This window comes from Streptomyces sp. NPDC001828 (assembly GCF_042892175.1).
GTDB lineage: Bacteria > Actinomycetota > Actinomycetes > Streptomycetales > Streptomycetaceae > Streptomyces.
The window spans coordinates 1-17,112 of record NZ_JBIATV010000024.1 but is presented as its reverse complement, the minus strand read 5'-3'; the positions used below and the strand labels follow the sequence as shown (position 1 = coordinate 17,112).

Sequence of the window (17,112 nt, the reverse complement as noted above, 5' to 3'; positions counted from 1 at the left end):
GTGGAGGCATGATGGCTGGCCGTTGGATCGAGCGGTGGGAGCCGGAGGACGACACCTTCTGGCGCGAGACGGGCGAACGGATCGCCCGGCGCAACCTCCTCCTGTCCGTGTTCTGCGAACACGTCGGGTTCTCCGTCTGGACCCTGTGGTCGGTGATGGTGCTCTTCATGGGCCCCGCCTACGGAGTCGACCCCGCGGGCAAGTTCTTCCTCATCTCGGTGGCGACCCTCGTCGGCGCCCTCGTCCGCATCCCGTACACCTTCGCCGTCGCCCGCTTCGGCGGCCGCAACTGGAGCGTCTTCAGCTCCCTGCTGCTCCTCGTCCCGACGGGCGCCGCCTGGTTCGCGATGGAGCCGGGCACCTCGTACGGCACGTTCCTGCTCGTCGCCGCGCTCGCCGGGGTGGGCGGCGGCAACTTCGCCTCCTCGATGACCAACATCAACGCCTTCTTCCCGCTCCGCGAGAAGGGCTGGGCACTCGGCCTGAACGCCGGCGGCGGCAACATCGGCGTACCGGTGGTGCAGCTCGTCGGGCTGCTCGTCATCGCGACCGCCGGCGCCACCCACCCGCGCCTCGTGCTCGCCGTCTACCTGCCGCTCATCGCCCTCGCCGGGCTCGGAGCCGCGCTCGGCATGGACAACCTGGCGCCCGTGCGGGGCGACAAGGGCGCGGCCGGGGAGGCGCTGCGCGACGGGCACACCTGGATCATGGCGTTCCTCTACGTCGGCACCTTCGGCTCCTTCATCGGCTACGGCTTCGCCTTCGGCCTGGTGCTCCAGACCCAGTTCGGCCGGACCCCCTTGCAGGCCGCCTCGCTCACCTTCATCGGGCCGCTGCTCGGCTCCCTGATCCGGCCCGTCGGCGGCCGCCTCGCCGACCGCTACGGCGGCGCCCGCATCACGCTGTGGAACTTCGCCGCGATGGCCGCCGCCACGGGAGTCGTCCTGTACGCCTCCGTACAGAAGTCGCTGCCCGTCTTCCTCACCGGGTTCATCGCCCTGTTCGTGCTCAGCGGGCTCGGCAACGGCTCCACGTACAAGATGATCCCCGCCATCTTCCAGGCCAAGGCCCTCGCGCGGGGCCTCGCGGGGGAGGCGGCGGCGGCCTACGGGAGGCGGCTCTCGGGGGCCGCGATGGGGATCGTCGGGGCGGTCGGCGGGCTCGGCGGGCTCGCCATCAACCTCGCCTTCCGCCAGTCCTTCCAGACCTCGGGCACCGGCACCGCCGCCTTCGCCGCCTTCCTCGCCGGTTACGCGGCCTGCTCCGCGGTGACCTGGGCGGTATACGTCCGCACACCCGCCGGGGCGTCCGCGTCGGCCGCGCCCGCGCCCGCCTACGCGGAAGTGTGATCCTGGCCGCGAGGGGCGACGTAACACCCGGGAAATCACGGTGAACCCCGGGCGTCACGCCCCCTTGGCAGTCTCGGACGCCACCGCACCACCTGGAGAGTCATGTCCGCAGAACCAGAAGCGGCCGCACCGCACGGGCCGCTCGCCGGGTTCACCGTCGGCGTCACCGCCGCCCGCCGCGCCGACGAGCTCGCGACGCTGCTGACCCGGCGGGGGGCCGCCGTGCTGCACGCGCCCGCGCTGCGGATCGTGCCGCTCGCCGACGACCGCGAACTCCTCGCCACCACCCGGGAGTTGATCTCCGAGGTGCCCGACACGGTGGTGGCCACCACCGCCATCGGATTCCGCGGCTGGGTCGAGGCCGCCGACGGCTGGGGGATGGGGGACGCCCTCCTCAAGACCCTGGCAGGCGTCGAACTCCTCGCCCGGGGGCCCAAGGTCAAGGGCGCGGTACGGGCCGCCGGGCTCACCGAGCAGTGGTCGCCGTCCTCCGAGTCGATGGCCGAGGTCCTCGACCGGCTGCTCGCCGAGGGCGTGACGGGCCGGCGCATCGCGATCCAGCTGCACGGCGAGCCCCTGCCGGGCTTCGTGGAGGCGCTGCGCGCGGCCGGCGCCGAGGTCGTCGGGGTGCCGGTCTACCGCTGGCTGCCGCCGCAGGACCCGGCGCCGCTCGACCGGCTCCTGGACGCCACCGTCTCGCGCGGCCTGGACGCGCTCACCTTCACCAGCGCCCCCGCCGCGGCCTCGCTCCTGAAACGCGCCGAGGAACGCGGCATGCTCGACGAGCTGCTGCCCGCCCTGCGCGACGAGGTGCTCGTGGCCTGCGTCGGCCCGGTCACCGCGCTGCCGCTCCAGGCCCGCGGTGTCACCACGCACGCCCCCGAGCGCTTCCGCCTGGGCCCGCTCGTCCAGCTCCTGTGCGGTGAACTCCCTTCCCGCGCACGGGTGTTGCCGCTGGCCGGCAGCCGGGTCGAGATCCGCGGCCAGGCGGTCGTGGTGGACGACGAGCTGAAGCCGGTGCCGCCCGCCGGCATGGCCCTCCTGCGCACGCTCGCGCGCCGCCCGGGCTGGGTCGTGCCGCGCGCCGAACTGCTGCGCGCGCTGCCCGGATCGGGCACCGACGAACACGCGGTGGAGACGGCGATGGCCCGCCTGCGCACGGCGGTTGGCGCCCCGCGCGTCATCCAGACGGTGGTCAAACGCGGCTACCGCCTCGCCCTGGACCCGGCGGCGGACGACAAGTACGGGGAGGGGTGAGGGCGGGTCAGTGGGGTGCGCACGGCGCTTCGACGAGGTGCGCACGGCGCCTCGGCGGGGTGCGCACGGCGGAGGGTGCCTCGGGGTGCGGCCTGCCGAGGCACCCGGAGGCGCGCGGCCCGTGTTCCGGATCGTTACCGTACGCCCATGACGACACTGCGCCCCGCCGAGCTCTCCGACGCCCCTGCCATAGCCGCCGCCCTGCTGCGCAACCGGGAGCACATGCGGCCCTGGGAGCCATATCGGGACGAGTCCTTCTACACCGCCGACGCGCAGCGCGAGCGCTTGTCCGAGCCGGGGGTGCGCCGCTGGCAGTGGATGGACGGGGTGCGGGTGGTCGGGCTGTTCACGCTGTCCTCGATCGTGCTCGGGCCGCTGTGCAGCGCGAACCTCGGGTACTGGGTCGACGCCGAGTACAACGGACGGGGCCTCGCCACCAGCGGCACCGAGGAGATCTGCCGCATCGCCCGCGACGAGCTGGGCCTGCACCGGGTCGAGGCGGGCACGGTGCTCCACAACCACGCCTCCCAACGGGTGCTCCGCAAGGCCGGGTTCGAGGAGTTCGGCCTCGCGCCCCGCTTCCTGCACATCGACGGCGAGTGGCGCGACCACCGGCTCTTCCAGCGCATCCTGCACGACGGGCCGCCCCCCGGCACGCCCGGCCGGTAGGAGGTCTTCCGGGGGCGGCCCGGGACGGGCACTCTGGGGGGAGGCACCCACCGGTAACCCCTAGGCGGTGACAGGCGCATGGCGCGGTTCGACTCCGGGCGGATCTGTCTGGATCTGGTGGCGACCGGCGCGCAGGAGAGCGAACAGCTGGGCAGCGCCGAGGAGTTGGCCCGCTGGCTGGTGGACGCCGGACTCGTCCCGAGGGGCACGCCGCTCAGCGGCCTCGGCGGTGACTGGCTCGCCCGTTTCGTCGAACTGCGTTCCTGCGTGAGCCAGTTGGTTCACGCGGAACTCGGGGCGCCGGCCGAGGACGCACCCGCCGCACTCGACCGGATCAACGCGCTCGCCGCCGCCCCGCCGCCGGGCGTCCGCGCGATCAGGGGCGCGGACGGCGGACTCGTCCGCACCCTGAGCCGGGCCCCCGAGTGCGGCGCGCTGCTCGCCGCCGTCGCCCGGGACGCCGTCGACCTGCTCACCGACCCCGAGGCCAGGGCCCGTTTGCGCCAGTGCGAGGGCGACAGCTGCCGGCTGCTCTACCTCGACACCTCGCGCGGGCGGCGGCGCCGCTGGTGCTCGAGCGAGGTGTGCGGAAACCGCGAACGGGTGGCCCGGCACCGGCGCCGCGTCGCCGCGCTCTGAAGGAGCGGGCCGCGCTGCGCGCGAGATCGTCGAGAAATCCGGCGCGCCTTTGAATGGTTCCCGACAACCGTCCGTATGGAGGGATGAACCGGCGCGCAGCCGCGCACCGGGATGGTCTCGACCTGGAGGTGCCGGTTGCGCAAGGATGCCGCCGTGGCCGATGACCGTCCGCGCGGGGCCAGGCATCGCTCCGTGCCCGACGAGGAGCTGATGCGGGCGCTGTACCGCGAGCACGCGGGGCCGCTGCTCGGATACGTCATGCGTCTCGTCGCCGGCGACCGCCAGCGGGCCGAGGACGTGGTGCAGGAGACGCTCATCCGTGCCTGGAAGAACGCCGGTCAGCTCAATCGGGCCACCGGTTCGGTCCGCCCCTGGCTGGTGACGGTCGCGCGCCGCATCGTCATCGACGGCCACCGCAGCCGGCAGGCCCGGCCGCAGGAGGTCGATCCGTCGCCGCTGGAGGTCATGCCCGCGGAGGACGAGATCGACAAGGCGCTGTGGCTGATGACCCTCTCCGACGCACTCGACGACCTGACCCCGGCCCACCGGGAGGCACTCGTCGAGACGTACTTCAAGGGACGTACCGTCAATGAGGCGGCCCAGGCGCTCGGCGTACCCAGCGGGACCGTACGGTCCCGGGTCTTCTACGCCCTGCGCTCCATGAAACTGGCACTGGAGGAGCGGGGGGTGACGACATGACGACCGGGGACCACGCGGAAGGCTCGCTGCACGAGGCCGTCGGCGCGTACGCGCTGGGCATCCTGGACGACGCCGAGGCCACCGCGTTCGAAGCGCACCTCGCGGGCTGCGGGGCGTGTGCCGCCGAACTCGACGCCCTGGCCGGCATGGAGCCGATGCTGGCCACCCTCAGGGAGTTCCCCGGCCCCGCCGCCCAGCCGATGCGGCCCGCCCCGCCCGACATGTCCACGTCCCTGATCAACGAGGTCGCCGCGCAGCGCGCCCGGCGCCGCCGGCGCACCACGTACCTGGTGGCGGCCGCGGCCGTGCTGATCGTCGGCGGCCCGGCGGTCGCGGTGGTGGCGACCTCCTCGTCCACCGGCACCCACCAGAGCGCCGAGGCGCACCCGACCAGCCCGGCCGAGGACGCCTTCTTCAACCACATGAGCCAGAAGGTCTCCGCGACCGACCCGAGGACCCAGGTCACCGCGACGGTCGGCACCGAGCCCAAGGCCTGGGGCACCCACACGGTCCTGGAACTGAAGAACGTCAAGGGCCCGCTGAAGTGCAGCCTCATCGCGGTCGGCAAGAACGGCGACCAGGAGACCGTCACGTCCTGGGCGGTGCCGAACTGGGGCTACGGCATCGAGGACAGCCCGCACGAATCGGCGAAATACCCCCTGTACGTGCACGGCGGGACCGCGATGACCCGCGAGCAGATCGACCACTTCGAGGTCCGTACGTTCGACGGGAAGGCGCTCGTGGACGTCCCCGCGTGAGCCACGGGGCGGGACAGCCGTCCCGACATGCGGTTCGGCACCGAATTGTGGCCTGACATCGGGTCCCCCTTCGCGTACGGTTGACGGCTGCCCAATGCACGTCAGAAGGGGGCCTCGGTGGCCGCGCAGGATGCCGCTGTCGATTCCGCTGCCGGTACCTCCGAATCCGCTGTGGATTCGGTCCGGGAACGCGAAATCGCTGGGGAACAGGTACATCTCGACCAGGTGTACCGCCGCCTGGAGGAGAAGATCCACGAGGCGGAGTTCCTGATGAACGACGCCGCCAAGCGCGGGCAGGTCGGCACGCCCGGCGCCCTCGCCGAACGCGACGCCCAGGTCTTCCGGGCGGGGGTCCATCTCAACCGGCTCAACAACGAGTTCGAGGACTTCCTCTTCGGCCGGATCGACCTGCTGCTCGGAAAGGACGGCAAGAAGGGCCCGGACGGCGCGTACACCTCGGTGGACCCGGCCGAGGACGCCGTGCGCCCCGACGGCACGGCCGACATCGCCGAGACCCTGCACATCGGCCGGATCGGCGTCCTGGACGCCGACTACTCGCCGCTGGTCATCGACTGGCGGGCGCCGGCCGCGGCGCCGTTCTACCGCTCGACGCCGGTCGACCCGGGCCGGGTCGTGCGCCGCCGCGTCATCCGGTCCAAGGGCCGCAAGGTGCTCGGCGTCGAGGACGACCTGATGCGCCCGGAGCTGAAGGCGACGCTGGACGGCGCCGAGCTGCCCGTCATCGGCGACGGCGCCCTGATGGCCGCGCTCGGCCAGGCCCGCAGCCACACCATGCGGGACATCGTGGCCTCCATCCAGGCCGAGCAGGACCTGGTGATCCGCGCCCCCGCCGCCTCCGTGACGTACGTCGAGGGCGGCCCGGGCACCGGCAAGACGGCGGTCGCGCTGCACCGCGCGGCCTACCTGCTCTACCAGGACCGGCGGCGCTACTCCGGCGGCATCCTGATCGTCTCGCCGACCCCGCTGCTCGTCGCGTACACCGAGGGCGTGCTGCCCTCGCTCGGCGAGGAGGGCCAGGTCGCGATCCGCGCGGTCGGCAACCTCGTGGACGGGGCGGAGGCCACCGAGTACGACGATCCGGCGGTCGCGCGCGTCAAGGGCTCGTCCCGCATGCTCCACGTCCTGCGCAGAGCCGCCAGGGGCGCTCTGGAGGGCCCGGGGGAGCATCCCAGGCGCTCCCGGCGGCGCGGCGGCGAACAGCTCGCCCTGGGCGAGCAGGCGCCCGCCCCGCACCCCGCCCAGCGGCTGCGCGTGGTCGCCTTCGGCGCGCGCGTCGAGCTGGAGGGCGAGGAGCTGCGCCGCATCCGCCAGACCGTGCTCGGCGGCACCGCGCCCGTCAACCTGCTGCGCCCGCGCGCCCGCAGGCTGCTCCTGGACGCGCTGTGGGCGAAGTCGGGCGCCTCCGGACGCCACACCGACCCGGAGCTCGCGGCCGAGCTGCGCTCCTCCTTCGACGACGACATCGCATCCGAGGACGCCTTCATCGCCTTCCTCGACGCGTGGTGGCCGGAGCTCACCCCGCGCGGGGTGCTGGCCGCGATGGCCGACGAGAAGAGACTGGGGCGCTGGTCCCGCCGGGTCCTCAACCAGGGCGAGGTGCGGCGCCTGGCCCGCTCGCTCGCCCGCGCCGCCGACGGCGCCTTCTCGGTGCACGACGTGGCCCTGCTCGACGAGTTGGAGACGCTGCTCGGCGCCCCGGCCCGGCCGAAGCGGAAGCGCGAGTACGACCCGATGGACGCGCTGACCGGCCTCGAAGAGCTGATGCCGCACCGCGAGGAGACCCAGCGCGAGCGCGCCGAGCGGCTCGCCCAGGAGCGCACCGAGTACGCGCACGTCATCGTCGACGAGGCGCAGGACCTCACGCCCATGCAGTGGCGGATGGTCGGCCGGCGCGGCCGCACCGCGACCTGGACGGTGGTGGGCGATCCCGCCCAGTCCTCCTGGTCCGACCCGGACGAGGCCGGCGAGGCCCGCGACGAAGCCCTGGGCAGCCGCCCGCGCCGCCGCTTCGAGCTGACCGTCAACTATCGCAACCCCGCCGAGATCGCCGAACTGGCCGCCCGGGTACTGGCGTTGGCGATGCCCGGCATGAAGTCCCCGGCCGCCGTGCGCTCCACGGGCGTCGAGCCCCGGTTCGCCGTGGTGCGGGGCGGCGACCTCGCCCGTTCGGTGCGGGAGGAGGCGGCGCGCCTGCTCGACCAGGTGGACGGCACGGTCGGCGTGGTCGTCGCCATGCGGCGCCGCGAGCAGGCGGCGCGCTGGCTGGCGGGGCTCGGCGACCGGGTGGTGGCGCTCGGCAGCCTGGAGGCCAAGGGCCTGGAGTACGACGCCACGGTGGTCGTGTCGCCGGCCGAGATCGCGGACGAGTCCCCGGCCGGACTGCGGGTGCTGTACGTGGCGTTGACCCGGGCGACGCAGCAGCTCACGGTCGTCTCGGGGGACCGGGACGAGCCCGACGCGAACGGGGTGCCGGACCTGCTCCGCGATTAATTTCGGGGTCAACTCGCGATGCGGGGATCACTTGGCGGAGTGGTTTGTTAGCCTGGTTGTGGCACCGGCTCGATCCAAGCCCCCGGGCCCAACCTTAGTCGCTCAGAGCGACCACTTGCCGCGAGGCGAGCATGGCGGGCCGGTGTCTTAACGTGAGCGACAGGCCCACGTCATCTTCGGATGGCGTGGGCCTGTTGTCATTGGTGCGGGTGGTCCGCCCCGCTGCTGCCGGGTGCCCGAAGGGTCTTCCGCCCGACCACTGCTTTCTCGTATGGTGGAAACAACTTTCCGAAAAGTGTCGTCCATTATCGGCTACCAGCCAGTAGGTGCGACCATCGGATGGCATCGCCGCGCCACAGCCGGGGCGGTGCTAGCAACGAAGCTAGGGAAAGCAGAGGAACACGGTCATGGCAACGGCGCCCAGCGTCTCGTACTCGATGACGGTCCGCCTTGAGGTGCCCGCCAGCGGCACGGCGGTCTCTCAGCTCACCACGGCCGTGGAGTCCTCCGGCGGATCGGTGACCGGCCTCGACGTGACCGCATCCGGCCACGAGAAGCTGCGCATCGACGTCACCATCGCGGCCACCTCCACCGCGCACGCCGACGAGATCGTCGAGCAGCTGCGCGGCATCGAGGGCGTCACCCTCGGCAAGGTCTCCGACCGTACGTTCCTGATGCACCTCGGCGGCAAGATCGAGATGCAGTCGAAGCACCCCATCCGCAACCGTGACGACCTCTCGATGATCTACACCCCGGGCGTGGCCCGCGTGTGCATGGCGATCGCCGAGAACCCCGAGGACGCCCGGCGCCTGACCATCAAGCGCAACACCGTCGCGGTCGTCACGGACGGCTCCGCGGTGCTCGGCCTCGGCAACATCGGCCCGATGGCCGCCATGCCGGTCATGGAGGGCAAGGCGGCCCTCTTCAAGCGCTTCGCCGACATCGACGCCTGGCCGATCTGCCTGGACACCCAGGACACCGACGCCATCGTCGAGATCGTCAAGGCGATCGCCCCCGGCTTCGCGGGCATCAACCTGGAGGACATCTCCGCGCCGCGCTGCTTCGAGATCGAGGCCCGCCTGCGCGAGGCCCTCGACATCCCCGTCTTCCACGACGACCAGCACGGCACCGCCATCGTGGTGCTCGCCTCGCTGACCAACGCGCTGCGCGTGGTGGGCAAGAACATCGGTGACGTACGGGTCGTCATGTCCGGTGCGGGCGCGGCCGGTACGGCCATTCTCAAGCTCCTCATCGCGGCCGGCGTCAAGAACTCCGTCGTCGCCGACATCCACGGCGTGGTCCACGCCGGCCGCGAGGACCTCGTCGACGCGAGCCCCGAGTCCGCGCTGCGCTGGATCGCCGACAACACCAACCCCGAGGGCCTCACGGGCACCCTCAAGGAGGCCGTGGTCGGTGCCGACGTCTTCATCGGCGTCTCCGCCCCCAACGTCCTCAACGGCGACGACGTCGCCGCGATGGCCGACGGCGCGATCGTGTTCGCGCTCGCGAACCCGGACCCCGAGGTGGACCCCGCGATCGCCCGCCAGACGGCGGCGGTCGTGGCCACCGGCCGCTCGGACTTCCCCAACCAGATCAACAACGTGCTGGTCTTCCCGGGTGTCTTCCGCGGCCTGCTCGACGCGCAGTCCCGCACCGTCAACACGGACATGATGCTGGCCGCGGCCGGCGCGCTCGCGGACGTCGTCGCCGAGGACGAGCTCAACGCCAACTACATCATTCCCTCGGTCTTCAACGACAAGGTCGCCGGAGCCGTCGCGGGAGCCGTTCGCAACGCCGCCAAGGCCGCCGGAGCCGCTGTGACGGGTCCCACGTCGGTCTGAGCTACGGCGCGTCGCGGGATGCGGGCCCAGTAACGCCCCCTTAGGGTGGCGGACCATGACCCGCATCCGCACCGGCCCCGGCCCGGGAGTCCTCACCCTGTCGACGGAGCGTCACCTTGATGAGGCAGTGGCGCTTTTCGTGTGACTCAGGGTGACTCGGGAGGGTGCCGGATTGGCTTTCCCGCCGTAGGTGGGGGCAGGATGCTTAACCGGGCGCGAGGGTCTGACACAGACCCGGGTCCGGGGACTGTCCGAGAGCCCTGGCAGCATCGGCTTCGCTGTATCCAACATGCGGCTTCCGCCGCGTGGCACGCCTCACAGGCAAGAAGAACACGGGAGTAAGAACATGAACCGCAGTGAGCTGGTGGCCGCGCTGGCCGACCGCGCCGAGGTGACCCGCAAGGACGCCGACGCCGTGCTGGCCGCTCTCGCCGAGACCGTCGGCGAGATCGTCGCCAAGGGCGACGAGAAGGTCACCATCCCCGGCTTCCTGACCTTCGAGCGCACCCACCGTGCCGCTCGTACCGCTCGTAACCCGCAGACCGGCGACCCGATCAACATCCCGGCCGGCTACAGCGTGAAGGTCTCCGCGGGCTCGAAGCTCAAGGAAGCCGCCAAGGGCAAGTAAGCGCCCCTGGCTTTGCAAGGCGCTTAGCAGCAACGCGAAGGGCGGCCACCCTGGTTCTCCAGGGTGGCCGCCCTTTTCGCGTGCGCGGGCTGTGGTGGGCTGACTGCCGGGGCTGCGAAGGCCGCTGAGCGCAGTTCCCCGCGCCCCCGACTACTCGGTGCCGGCCCGCATCAGGCATCTTCAGCCCGTCATGGGGGTCCCCCCCTGGCCCTTAAGGCCTTGGGGGAGATTGAGGACGAGCGCCCTCAAGGCGCGAACGGGGTCCGGGGCGGAGCCCCGGCGGGGGGCCTGGGGGCGGAGCCCCCAGGGGGGTTAGACCAGCGAACCGTTGGGGAGCTCGACCTTCGCGCCCAGGCTCTCCAGCTTCTCCATGAAGTTCTCGTAGCCGCGGTTGATCAGGTCGATGCCGTGGACGCGAGACGTGCCCTGGGCCGCCAACGCGGCGATGAGGTACGAGAAACCGCCCCGGAGGTCCGGGATGACCAGATCGGCGCCCTGGAGCTTCGTGGGGCCGCTCACGACCGCGGAGTGCAGGAAGTTGCGCTGGCCGAAACGGCAGTCCGAGCCGCCGAGGCACTCGCGGTACAGCTGGATGTGTGCGCCCATCTGGTTGAGCGCGGAGGTGAAGCCGAGCCGCGACTCGTACACCGTCTCGTGGACGATGGACAGGCCGGTGGCCTGGGTGAGGGCGACGACCAGCGGCTGCTGCCAGTCCGTCTGGAAGCCCGGGTGCACGTCGGTTTCGAGCGCGATGGACTTGAGCGAGCCGCCCGGGTGCCAGAAGCGGATGCCCTCGTCGTCGATCTCGAAGGCGCCACCCACCTTCCGGTAGGTGTTCAGGAACGTCATCATCGAGCGCTGCTGGGCGCCGCGCACGTAGATGTTGCCCTCGGTCGCCAGCGCGGCGGACGCCCACGAGGCGGCCTCCAGGCGGTCCGAGAGGGCCCGGTGGGTGTAGCCGCCGAGGGTGTCGACACCGGTGACGCGGATGGTCCGGTCGGTGTCCATGGCGATGATCGCGCCCATCTTCTGCAGGACGCAGATGAGGTCCTCGATCTCCGGCTCCACCGCGGCGTTGGAGAGCTCGGTCACACCCTCCGCGAGCACGGCGGTGAGCAGCACCTGCTCGGTCGCGCCGACCGAGGGGTAGGGCAGCGTGATCTTGCAGCCGCGAAGCCTCTGGGGGGCCTCCAGGTACTGGCCGTCCGCGCGCTTCTCGATGGTCGCGCCGAACTGGCGGAGCACCTCGAAGTGGAAGTCGATGGGCCGGCCGCCGATGTCGCAGCCGCCGAGGCCCGGGATGAAGGCGTGGCCCAGGCGGTGCAGGAGCGGGCCGCAGAGCAGGATCGGGATCCGCGAGGAACCCGCGTGCGCGTCGATGTCGGCGACGTTCGCGGACTCGACGTGGGAGGGGTCGAGGATCAGCTCGCCCGGCTCGTCGCCGGGGCGGACGGTGACGCCGTGCAGCTGCAGCAGGCCCCGTACGACGCGTACGTCGCGGATGTCGGGCACATTGCGCAGTCTGCTCGGGCCGCTGCCGAGGAGGGCGGCGACCATCGCCTTCGGCACGAGGTTCTTCGCGCCGCGGACGCGGATCTCGCCCTCGAGCGGGGTTCCGCCGTGGACAAGCAGTACATCGTCTGTGCCGGTCATGAATCTCGCGTTCCGGAGTGGTCGGGCAAGGGGCAGGGATAAAGGGTAAGGGGCTTTCACCCCTGCCCCGTAAGGCCGAGGAGGGTTCACGAAGGTAATGAATTCGCTACAGCACGCTGCGTACGGAAGGTCCTGCACAGTGTCACGTGTCCCGGCCGTTCCCGGGGGCGCACGGTGAACCGTGTCCTGATGCCGCCGTGCGCCCGCCCGTCACCCGGCCGCCACCCCTCATTGACGCGCTTCGCGCGGCGCATTCCCTCCCGGTTCCCCCGAATGTGCGGGATCATGTCCGCATGACCGAGGTGTCCTCGCTCACCGGGCGGCTGCTCGTCGCCACCCCCGCGCTCGCCGATCCGAACTTCGACCGCGCGGTGGTGCTGCTCCTCGACCACGACGAGGAGGGCACGCTCGGCGTGGTCCTGAACCGGCCTACGCCGGTCGGCGTCGGCGACATCCTGGAACCCTGGGCGGGTCTGGCGGGGGAGCCGGGGGTGGTCTTCCAGGGCGGTCCCGTCTCGCTCGACTCGGCCCTCGGCGTGGCCGTCATCCCCGGCGACGAGGGGCCGCTCGGCTGGCGCCGGGTGTACGGGGCGATCGGTCTGGTCGACCTGGAGGCGCCCCCGGAGCTGCTCGCGGCGGCCCTCGGCTCGCTGCGGATCTTCGCCGGGTACGCCGGCTGGGGTCCTGGCCAGCTGGAGGACGAGCTGACCGACGGCGCCTGGTACGTGGTCGAGTCGGAGCCCGGTGACGTCTCGTCCCCGGATCCGGAGAGCCTGTGGCGGGCGGTGCTGCGCCGCCAGCGCAGCGAGCTCGCGATGGTGGCCACGTATCCGGACGATCCCTCGCTCAATTGACCCGTCCTGGAGGGAGCGGCCTACCCGGCCTGGACGGAGCGGCCGACCCGTCCCGGAGGGGGCGGCGGGTGGCTCGGGGAACGGCGGGACGAACAGGTGGTGACGCCCCTCCACCCAATCCGGTTGCCTTCAGTACCCTTGGTGGTTATGAGCACTCTTGAGCCCGAGCGCGGGGCAGGTACGGGGACCCTCGTAGAGCCGACACCCCAGGTGTCGAACGGCGACGGCGACCACGAGCGCTTCGCCCACTACGTCCAGAAGGACAAGATCATGGCGAGCGCGCTCGACGGCACCCCCGTCGTCGCGCTCTGCGGCAAGGTCTGGGTGCCGGGGCGCGACCCGAAGAAGTACCCGGTCTGCCCGATGTGCAAGGAGATCTACGAGTCCATGGGCGCCGGTGGCGACAAGGACAAGGACAAGGGCGGCAAGGACAAGAAGTAGGCCCGCCAGAGGGCCCGGAAGGCGGCAGGCCCGCCTCCGTAAAACGGCCCCCGGGGTGTGCGTCACGCACACCCCGGGGGCCGTTTTGTGTGTGCCGAGTTGGCCGGATCGGCGGTGCCGGGTTGTCCAGACCTCTTGCCGGGGGCTTTGCCTCCGCCATAATCTCCTCCCTGTTCTGCAGTATGCGAAACAGTCGTTGCGTATGTTGCAACGGTCATGGGGAGGATCTCCGCAGTGAAGCTCTCTGCCCGAACCGCCTTGCCGCTGGCGGTACTTGCCCTCGCCGGCCTTTCCGCCTGCGCCCCTCAGACGTCCGACAACAGCGCGAAGAGCGACGACAAGAGCGGCACCCTGAGGGTCTGGCTCTTCCAGGAGGTGAGCAACGGCCCCAAGCAGCAGGTCGTCGACAAGGCCGTGGCCGCCTTCAAGCAGTCCCACAAGGGCGCCGACGTCCAGGTCGAGTACATACCCGTCGAGACCCGCGCCCAGAAGATCAAGTCCGCCTTCAACGACCCCGGCTCCGCACCCGACTTGATCGAGTACGGCAACACCGACACGGCCGGGTACGTGAAGGACGGCGGACTTGCCGATGTGAGCGCCGAGTTCGCCGCCTGGAACGAGGCGAAGGACACCGACCCGACCGCCAAGCAGTCCGTCACGGTGGGTGGAAAGGTCTACGGCGCCCCGCTGTTCGTGGGCGTGCGCGCGCTGTACTACCGCACCGACATCCTCAAGGACCTCGGCGTCGCCGTGCCGAAGACCCAGGACGAGCTGATCGCGACCGCCAAGAAGATCCACCAGGCCAAGCCCGATCTGTACGGGCTCGCGGTGGGCGGCGCCTACACCTACGGGGCGCTGCCGTTCCTGTGGGCCAACGGCGGTGAACTGGCCACCGAGAACGGCGGAAAGTACACCTCGGCGCTGGACGGCGCGGCCGCGCGCAAGGGCATCACGGCCTACACCTCGCTCTTCGGCGACGACAACTGCCCCGCCGCCAAGTGCGCGCAGATGGGCGGCAACGCCACCGTCACCGCCTTCGCGAACGGCAAGGCCGCCATGGCGATCGGCGGCGACTTCAACCACGCGGCCGTCGAGGCCGGCACCGTCAAGGGCAAGTACGCCGTCGTACCGCTGCCGGGCCTGACGCCGGGATCGGTCGCGCCCGCCTTCGCCGGCGGCAACAACATCGGTGTCCTGAAGAGCAGTTCGCACCGCACGCTCGCCGTCTCCCTCATGGAGCAGCTCGCCGGCAAGGCCACCCAGCGCGAACTCTTCGACGCGATGGGCTTCCTGCCGACGTACACCGACGTACGCGCCGACGTCGCCAAGAAGCAGCCGTTCGTCGAGCCGTTCGTCCGCACCCTCGCGGCCGGCGCGAAGTTCGTTCCCGCGTCGCCCGGTTGGGGCCAGATCGACTCCTCGCTCGTGCTGCCCACGATGTTCCAGGAGATCGTCAGCGGCAAGAAGGACGTCGCGAAGGCGTCGACGGACGCGGCCAAGAAGATGAACGACGTGTTCGGGGCGGCGGGTTGAGCCCCGTGACTGCCGAGCCCGAGACCGCCCGGGTGCCGGTCGCGGCGCGGGGGCGGGACCGCCGCCCCCGCTCGCCCCGGCGGGCCGGCTGGACGCCCTGGCTCTACCTGGCCCCCGCGCTCGCCGTCCTCGGCGCGCTGCTCGTCTACCCGATCTACCAACTCGGCCTGATCTCCTTCCTGGAGTACACCCAGGCCCAGGTCAGCGGCGGCGAGCCGACCAGCTTCCAGGGACTCGGGAACTACACCGCGCTGTTCTCGGACAGCCAGTTCTGGTCGGTGCTGCTCGCCACCGTCGTCTTCGCGGCGGCCTGCGTCGTGAGCACCCTCGCGGTCGGCTGCGCGCTCGCCGTACTCCTGACGCGGGTACGGGCGCTGCCCCGGCTCGCCCTCATGCTGGCCGCGCTCGGCGCGTGGGCGACGCCCGCGATCACCGGCTCGACCGTGTGGATGTTCCTCTTCGACCCCGACTTCGGCCCGGTCAACCGGGTCCTCGGCCTCGGCGACCACTCCTGGACGTACGGGCGCTACAGCGCGTTCCTGCTCGTGCTGCTCGAAGTGGTGTGGTGCTCCTTCCCGTTCGTGATGGTCACGGTGTACGCCGGGATCCGGGCGATCCCGGGCGAGGTCCTGGAGGCGGCCGCGCTCGACGGGGCGTCGCAGTGGCGGATCTGGCGGTCCGTCATGGTGCCGATGCTGCGCCCGATCCTCACGGTCGTCACGATCCAGTCGGTCATCTGGGACTTCAAGGTGTTCACGCAGATCTACGTCATGACGAACGGGGGCGGCATCGCGGGCCAGAACCTGGTCCTCAACGTGTACGCGTACCAGAAGGCGTTCGCCTCCTCGCAGTACAGCCTCGGCTCGGCGATCGGCGTGGTGATGCTGCTGATCCTGCTGGCCGCGACGCTGGTGTATCTGCGGTTGCTGCGGCGGCAGGGGGAGGAGCTGTGATGGCGGTGGCGCCGGTGAAGTCAGCGAAGTCCGTGAAGGCCGGTGAGTCCGTGAAGTCCTCGAAACTCTCGAAGTCCGGGAGGTTGGGGAGGTCCGCGGAGCCCGGGGGAGCCTCGGGGTTCTCCAAGTCCGTCGCGTCCCTACGGGTGCGCCGGCCCGGGCGGCTGGTCGCCGAGGGGGTCGCGCTGCTCGTCGCCGTCGTGGTCGCCTTCCCGCTGTACTGGATGGTGCTCTCGGCGTTCAAGCCGGCGGGGGAGGTGCAGTCGAGCCATCCCCGGCCGTGGACCCTTTCCCCCTCCCTCGACTCCTTCCGGCGGGTCTTCACCCAGCAGGACTTCGGGCGGTACTTCCTCAACAGCCTCGTCGTGGCGGGCTCGGTGGTGCTGCTCTCGGCGCTGATCGCCTTCCTGGCGGCGACGGCGGTGACGCGCTTCCGGTTCAAGTTCCGCACCACGCTGCTGATCATGTTCCTGGTGGCGCAGATGGTGCCGGTCGAGGCGCTCACCATCCCGCTGTTCTTCCTGATGCGCGATCTGGGCCAGCTGAACACGCTGGGCTCGCTGATCCTGCCGCACCTCGCGTTCTCGCTGCCGTTCGCGATCTGGATGCTGCGGGGGTTCGTGCGGGGGGTGCCGGTCGCGCTGGAGGAGGCGGCGGCGCTCGACGGTGCGAGCCGCACGCGGTTCCTGTGGCAGATCCTGTTCCCGCTGGTGTTCCCGGGGCTGGTGGCGACGAGCGTCTTCTCCTTCATCTCCGCGTGGAACGACTTCCTGTTCGCGAAGTCCTTCATCATCAGCGACACGTCGCAGTCCACGCTGCCGATGGCTCTGCTCGTCTTCTTCAAGCCGGACGAGAACGACTGGGGCGGGATCATGGCGGCGTCCACGGTGATGACCGTGCCGGTGCTCCTGTTCTTCGTGCTGGTGCAGCGGAGGTTGGTTTCGGGGGTGGGGGGTGCGGTCAAATGACCCCGGCCCGGCCGAGCACCCCGGGGGCCCTGGCCCCCGACCCCGGGGGTTTGCCCACCCGCCCGCCCGTGGCCCGGGGTTGGTTGGTTCCGGTCCCCCTGGGGCTCCGCCCCAGACCCCGGGGGACTTGCCCACCCACCCGCCCGTGCAAGGGGTTGAAGGGTTCGGCTCCTGGGGCTGCGCCCCAGACCCCCTGCGGGGGCTCCGCCCCCTGCACCCCCTTCGGGGCTCCGCCCCGGACCCCGGGGGGTTTGCCCACCCTCCCGCCCGTGCAAGGGGTCGGAGGGTTCGGCTACTGGGGCTGCGCCCCAGACCCCCTGCGGGGGCTCCGCCCCCTGCACCCCCTTCGGGGCTCCGCC

15 protein-coding genes are annotated in these 17,112 nt (G+C 71.4%); 14 read left to right on the top strand and 1 reads right to left on the bottom strand.

Annotated features, from left to right (window positions below; all coding sequences use genetic code 11):
* Nucleotides 1–11 precede the first annotated feature (11 nt).
* The 9 genes from ACFYZA_RS39315 (at nt 12) to ACFYZA_RS39275 (ending at nt 10,351) form a co-directional block, all read left to right on the top strand.
* Nucleotides 12–1,349: a nitrate/nitrite transporter gene (locus ACFYZA_RS39315; protein WP_382598048.1), complete on the top strand. Its 1,338-nt coding sequence runs from the start codon at nt 12–14 to the stop codon at nt 1,347–1,349.
* A 102-nt stretch (nt 1,350–1,451) separates the two neighbouring features.
* Nucleotides 1,452–2,606: a uroporphyrinogen-III synthase gene (locus ACFYZA_RS39310; RefSeq protein ID WP_388495032.1), complete on the top strand. Its 1,155-nt coding sequence runs from the start codon at nt 1,452–1,454 to the stop codon at nt 2,604–2,606.
* A 147-nt stretch (nt 2,607–2,753) separates the two neighbouring features.
* The gene (locus tag ACFYZA_RS39305) at nt 2,754–3,275 is read left to right on the top strand and encodes a GNAT family N-acetyltransferase (protein WP_388495031.1); all 522 of its coding nucleotides are present in this window, start codon (nt 2,754–2,756) and stop codon (nt 3,273–3,275) included.
* Nucleotides 3,276–3,353: 78 nt separating this feature from the next.
* Complete coding sequence (locus ACFYZA_RS39300; protein WP_388495030.1) at nt 3,354–3,914, top strand: CGNR zinc finger domain-containing protein; 561 nt, start codon at nt 3,354–3,356, stop codon at nt 3,912–3,914.
* 111 nt (nt 3,915–4,025) lie between these two features.
* On the top strand, nt 4,026–4,613 hold the full coding sequence (locus ACFYZA_RS39295) for a sigma-70 family RNA polymerase sigma factor (RefSeq protein WP_382598029.1): 588 nt from the start codon (nt 4,026–4,028) through the stop codon (nt 4,611–4,613).
* Nucleotides 4,610–5,371, top strand: a complete 762-nt coding sequence (locus ACFYZA_RS39290; protein WP_388495029.1) for an anti-sigma factor family protein — start codon at nt 4,610–4,612, stop codon at nt 5,369–5,371. The genes ACFYZA_RS39295 and ACFYZA_RS39290 overlap by 4 nt, the downstream gene beginning before the upstream one ends.
* A gap of 117 nt (nt 5,372–5,488) precedes the next feature.
* Nucleotides 5,489–7,882 carry a HelD family protein gene (locus tag ACFYZA_RS39285; RefSeq protein WP_388495028.1) on the top strand — a complete coding sequence of 798 codons (2,394 nt, stop codon included), beginning with the start codon at nt 5,489–5,491 and terminating at the stop codon, nt 7,880–7,882.
* 407 nt (nt 7,883–8,289) lie between these two features.
* Nucleotides 8,290–9,723, top strand: a complete 1,434-nt coding sequence (locus tag ACFYZA_RS39280) for an NAD-dependent malic enzyme (protein ID WP_382598035.1) — start codon at nt 8,290–8,292, stop codon at nt 9,721–9,723.
* A 346-nt stretch (nt 9,724–10,069) separates the two neighbouring features.
* The gene (locus tag ACFYZA_RS39275; RefSeq protein WP_003968811.1) at nt 10,070–10,351 is read left to right on the top strand and encodes an HU family DNA-binding protein; all 282 of its coding nucleotides are present in this window, start codon (nt 10,070–10,072) and stop codon (nt 10,349–10,351) included.
* A 312-nt stretch (nt 10,352–10,663) separates the two neighbouring features.
* Here ACFYZA_RS39275 and murA read toward each other — a convergent pair whose 3' ends face one another.
* A complete protein-coding gene (murA, locus tag ACFYZA_RS39270; RefSeq protein ID WP_120723134.1) occupies nt 10,664–12,004 on the bottom strand; it encodes a UDP-N-acetylglucosamine 1-carboxyvinyltransferase in 1,341 nt (446 codons plus the stop codon).
* 293 nt (nt 12,005–12,297) lie between these two features.
* Here murA and ACFYZA_RS39265 point away from each other — a divergent pair, with 293 nt between their 5' ends.
* The 5 genes from ACFYZA_RS39265 (at nt 12,298) to ACFYZA_RS39245 (ending at nt 16,753) form a co-directional block, all read left to right on the top strand.
* On the top strand, nt 12,298–12,858 hold the full coding sequence (locus tag ACFYZA_RS39265; RefSeq protein WP_382598038.1) for a YqgE/AlgH family protein: 561 nt from the start codon (nt 12,298–12,300) through the stop codon (nt 12,856–12,858).
* A gap of 147 nt (nt 12,859–13,005) precedes the next feature.
* The gene (locus ACFYZA_RS39260; protein ID WP_100578609.1) at nt 13,006–13,299 is read left to right on the top strand and encodes a DUF3039 domain-containing protein; all 294 of its coding nucleotides are present in this window, start codon (nt 13,006–13,008) and stop codon (nt 13,297–13,299) included.
* Nucleotides 13,300–13,533: 234 nt separating this feature from the next.
* Entirely contained in the window at nt 13,534–14,832 is a 1,299-nt protein-coding gene (locus ACFYZA_RS39255) for an extracellular solute-binding protein (protein ID WP_388495027.1), read from the top strand.
* Nucleotides 14,833–14,864: 32 nt separating this feature from the next.
* Nucleotides 14,865–15,785, top strand: coding sequence for a carbohydrate ABC transporter permease (locus tag ACFYZA_RS39250; protein ID WP_382600892.1), 921 nt, complete (start codon nt 14,865–14,867; stop codon nt 15,783–15,785).
* Nucleotides 15,785–16,753, top strand: a complete 969-nt coding sequence (locus ACFYZA_RS39245; RefSeq protein WP_388495026.1) for a carbohydrate ABC transporter permease — start codon at nt 15,785–15,787, stop codon at nt 16,751–16,753. Before ACFYZA_RS39250 ends, ACFYZA_RS39245 begins: the two co-directional genes overlap by 1 nt.
* The last annotated feature ends 359 nt before the right edge of the window (nt 16,754–17,112 follow it).

What these genes read in the sequence shown, in the direction of transcription:
- ACFYZA_RS39315 (WP_382598048.1), top strand. Translation starts at nt 12, where the DNA reads ATGGCTGGCCGTTGGATCGAGCGGTGGGAGCCGGAGGACGACACCTTC.
- ACFYZA_RS39310 (WP_388495032.1), top strand. Translation starts at nt 1,452, where the DNA reads ATGTCCGCAGAACCAGAAGCGGCCGCACCGCACGGGCCGCTCGCCGGG.
- ACFYZA_RS39305 (WP_388495031.1), top strand. Translation starts at nt 2,754, where the DNA reads ATGACGACACTGCGCCCCGCCGAGCTCTCCGACGCCCCTGCCATAGCC.
- ACFYZA_RS39300 (WP_388495030.1), top strand. Translation starts at nt 3,354, where the DNA reads ATGGCGCGGTTCGACTCCGGGCGGATCTGTCTGGATCTGGTGGCGACC.
- ACFYZA_RS39295 (WP_382598029.1), top strand. Translation starts at nt 4,026, where the DNA reads ATGGTCTCGACCTGGAGGTGCCGGTTGCGCAAGGATGCCGCCGTGGCC.
- ACFYZA_RS39290 (WP_388495029.1), top strand. Translation starts at nt 4,610, where the DNA reads ATGACGACCGGGGACCACGCGGAAGGCTCGCTGCACGAGGCCGTCGGC.
- ACFYZA_RS39280 (WP_382598035.1), top strand. Translation starts at nt 8,290, where the DNA reads ATGGCAACGGCGCCCAGCGTCTCGTACTCGATGACGGTCCGCCTTGAG.
- ACFYZA_RS39275 (WP_003968811.1), top strand. Translation starts at nt 10,070, where the DNA reads ATGAACCGCAGTGAGCTGGTGGCCGCGCTGGCCGACCGCGCCGAGGTG.
- murA (WP_120723134.1), bottom strand. Translation starts at nt 12,004, where the DNA reads ATGACCGGCACAGACGATGTACTGCTTGTCCACGGCGGAACCCCGCTC.
- ACFYZA_RS39265 (WP_382598038.1), top strand. Translation starts at nt 12,298, where the DNA reads ATGACCGAGGTGTCCTCGCTCACCGGGCGGCTGCTCGTCGCCACCCCC.
- ACFYZA_RS39260 (WP_100578609.1), top strand. Translation starts at nt 13,006, where the DNA reads ATGAGCACTCTTGAGCCCGAGCGCGGGGCAGGTACGGGGACCCTCGTA.
- ACFYZA_RS39245 (WP_388495026.1), top strand. Translation starts at nt 15,785, where the DNA reads ATGGCGGTGGCGCCGGTGAAGTCAGCGAAGTCCGTGAAGGCCGGTGAG.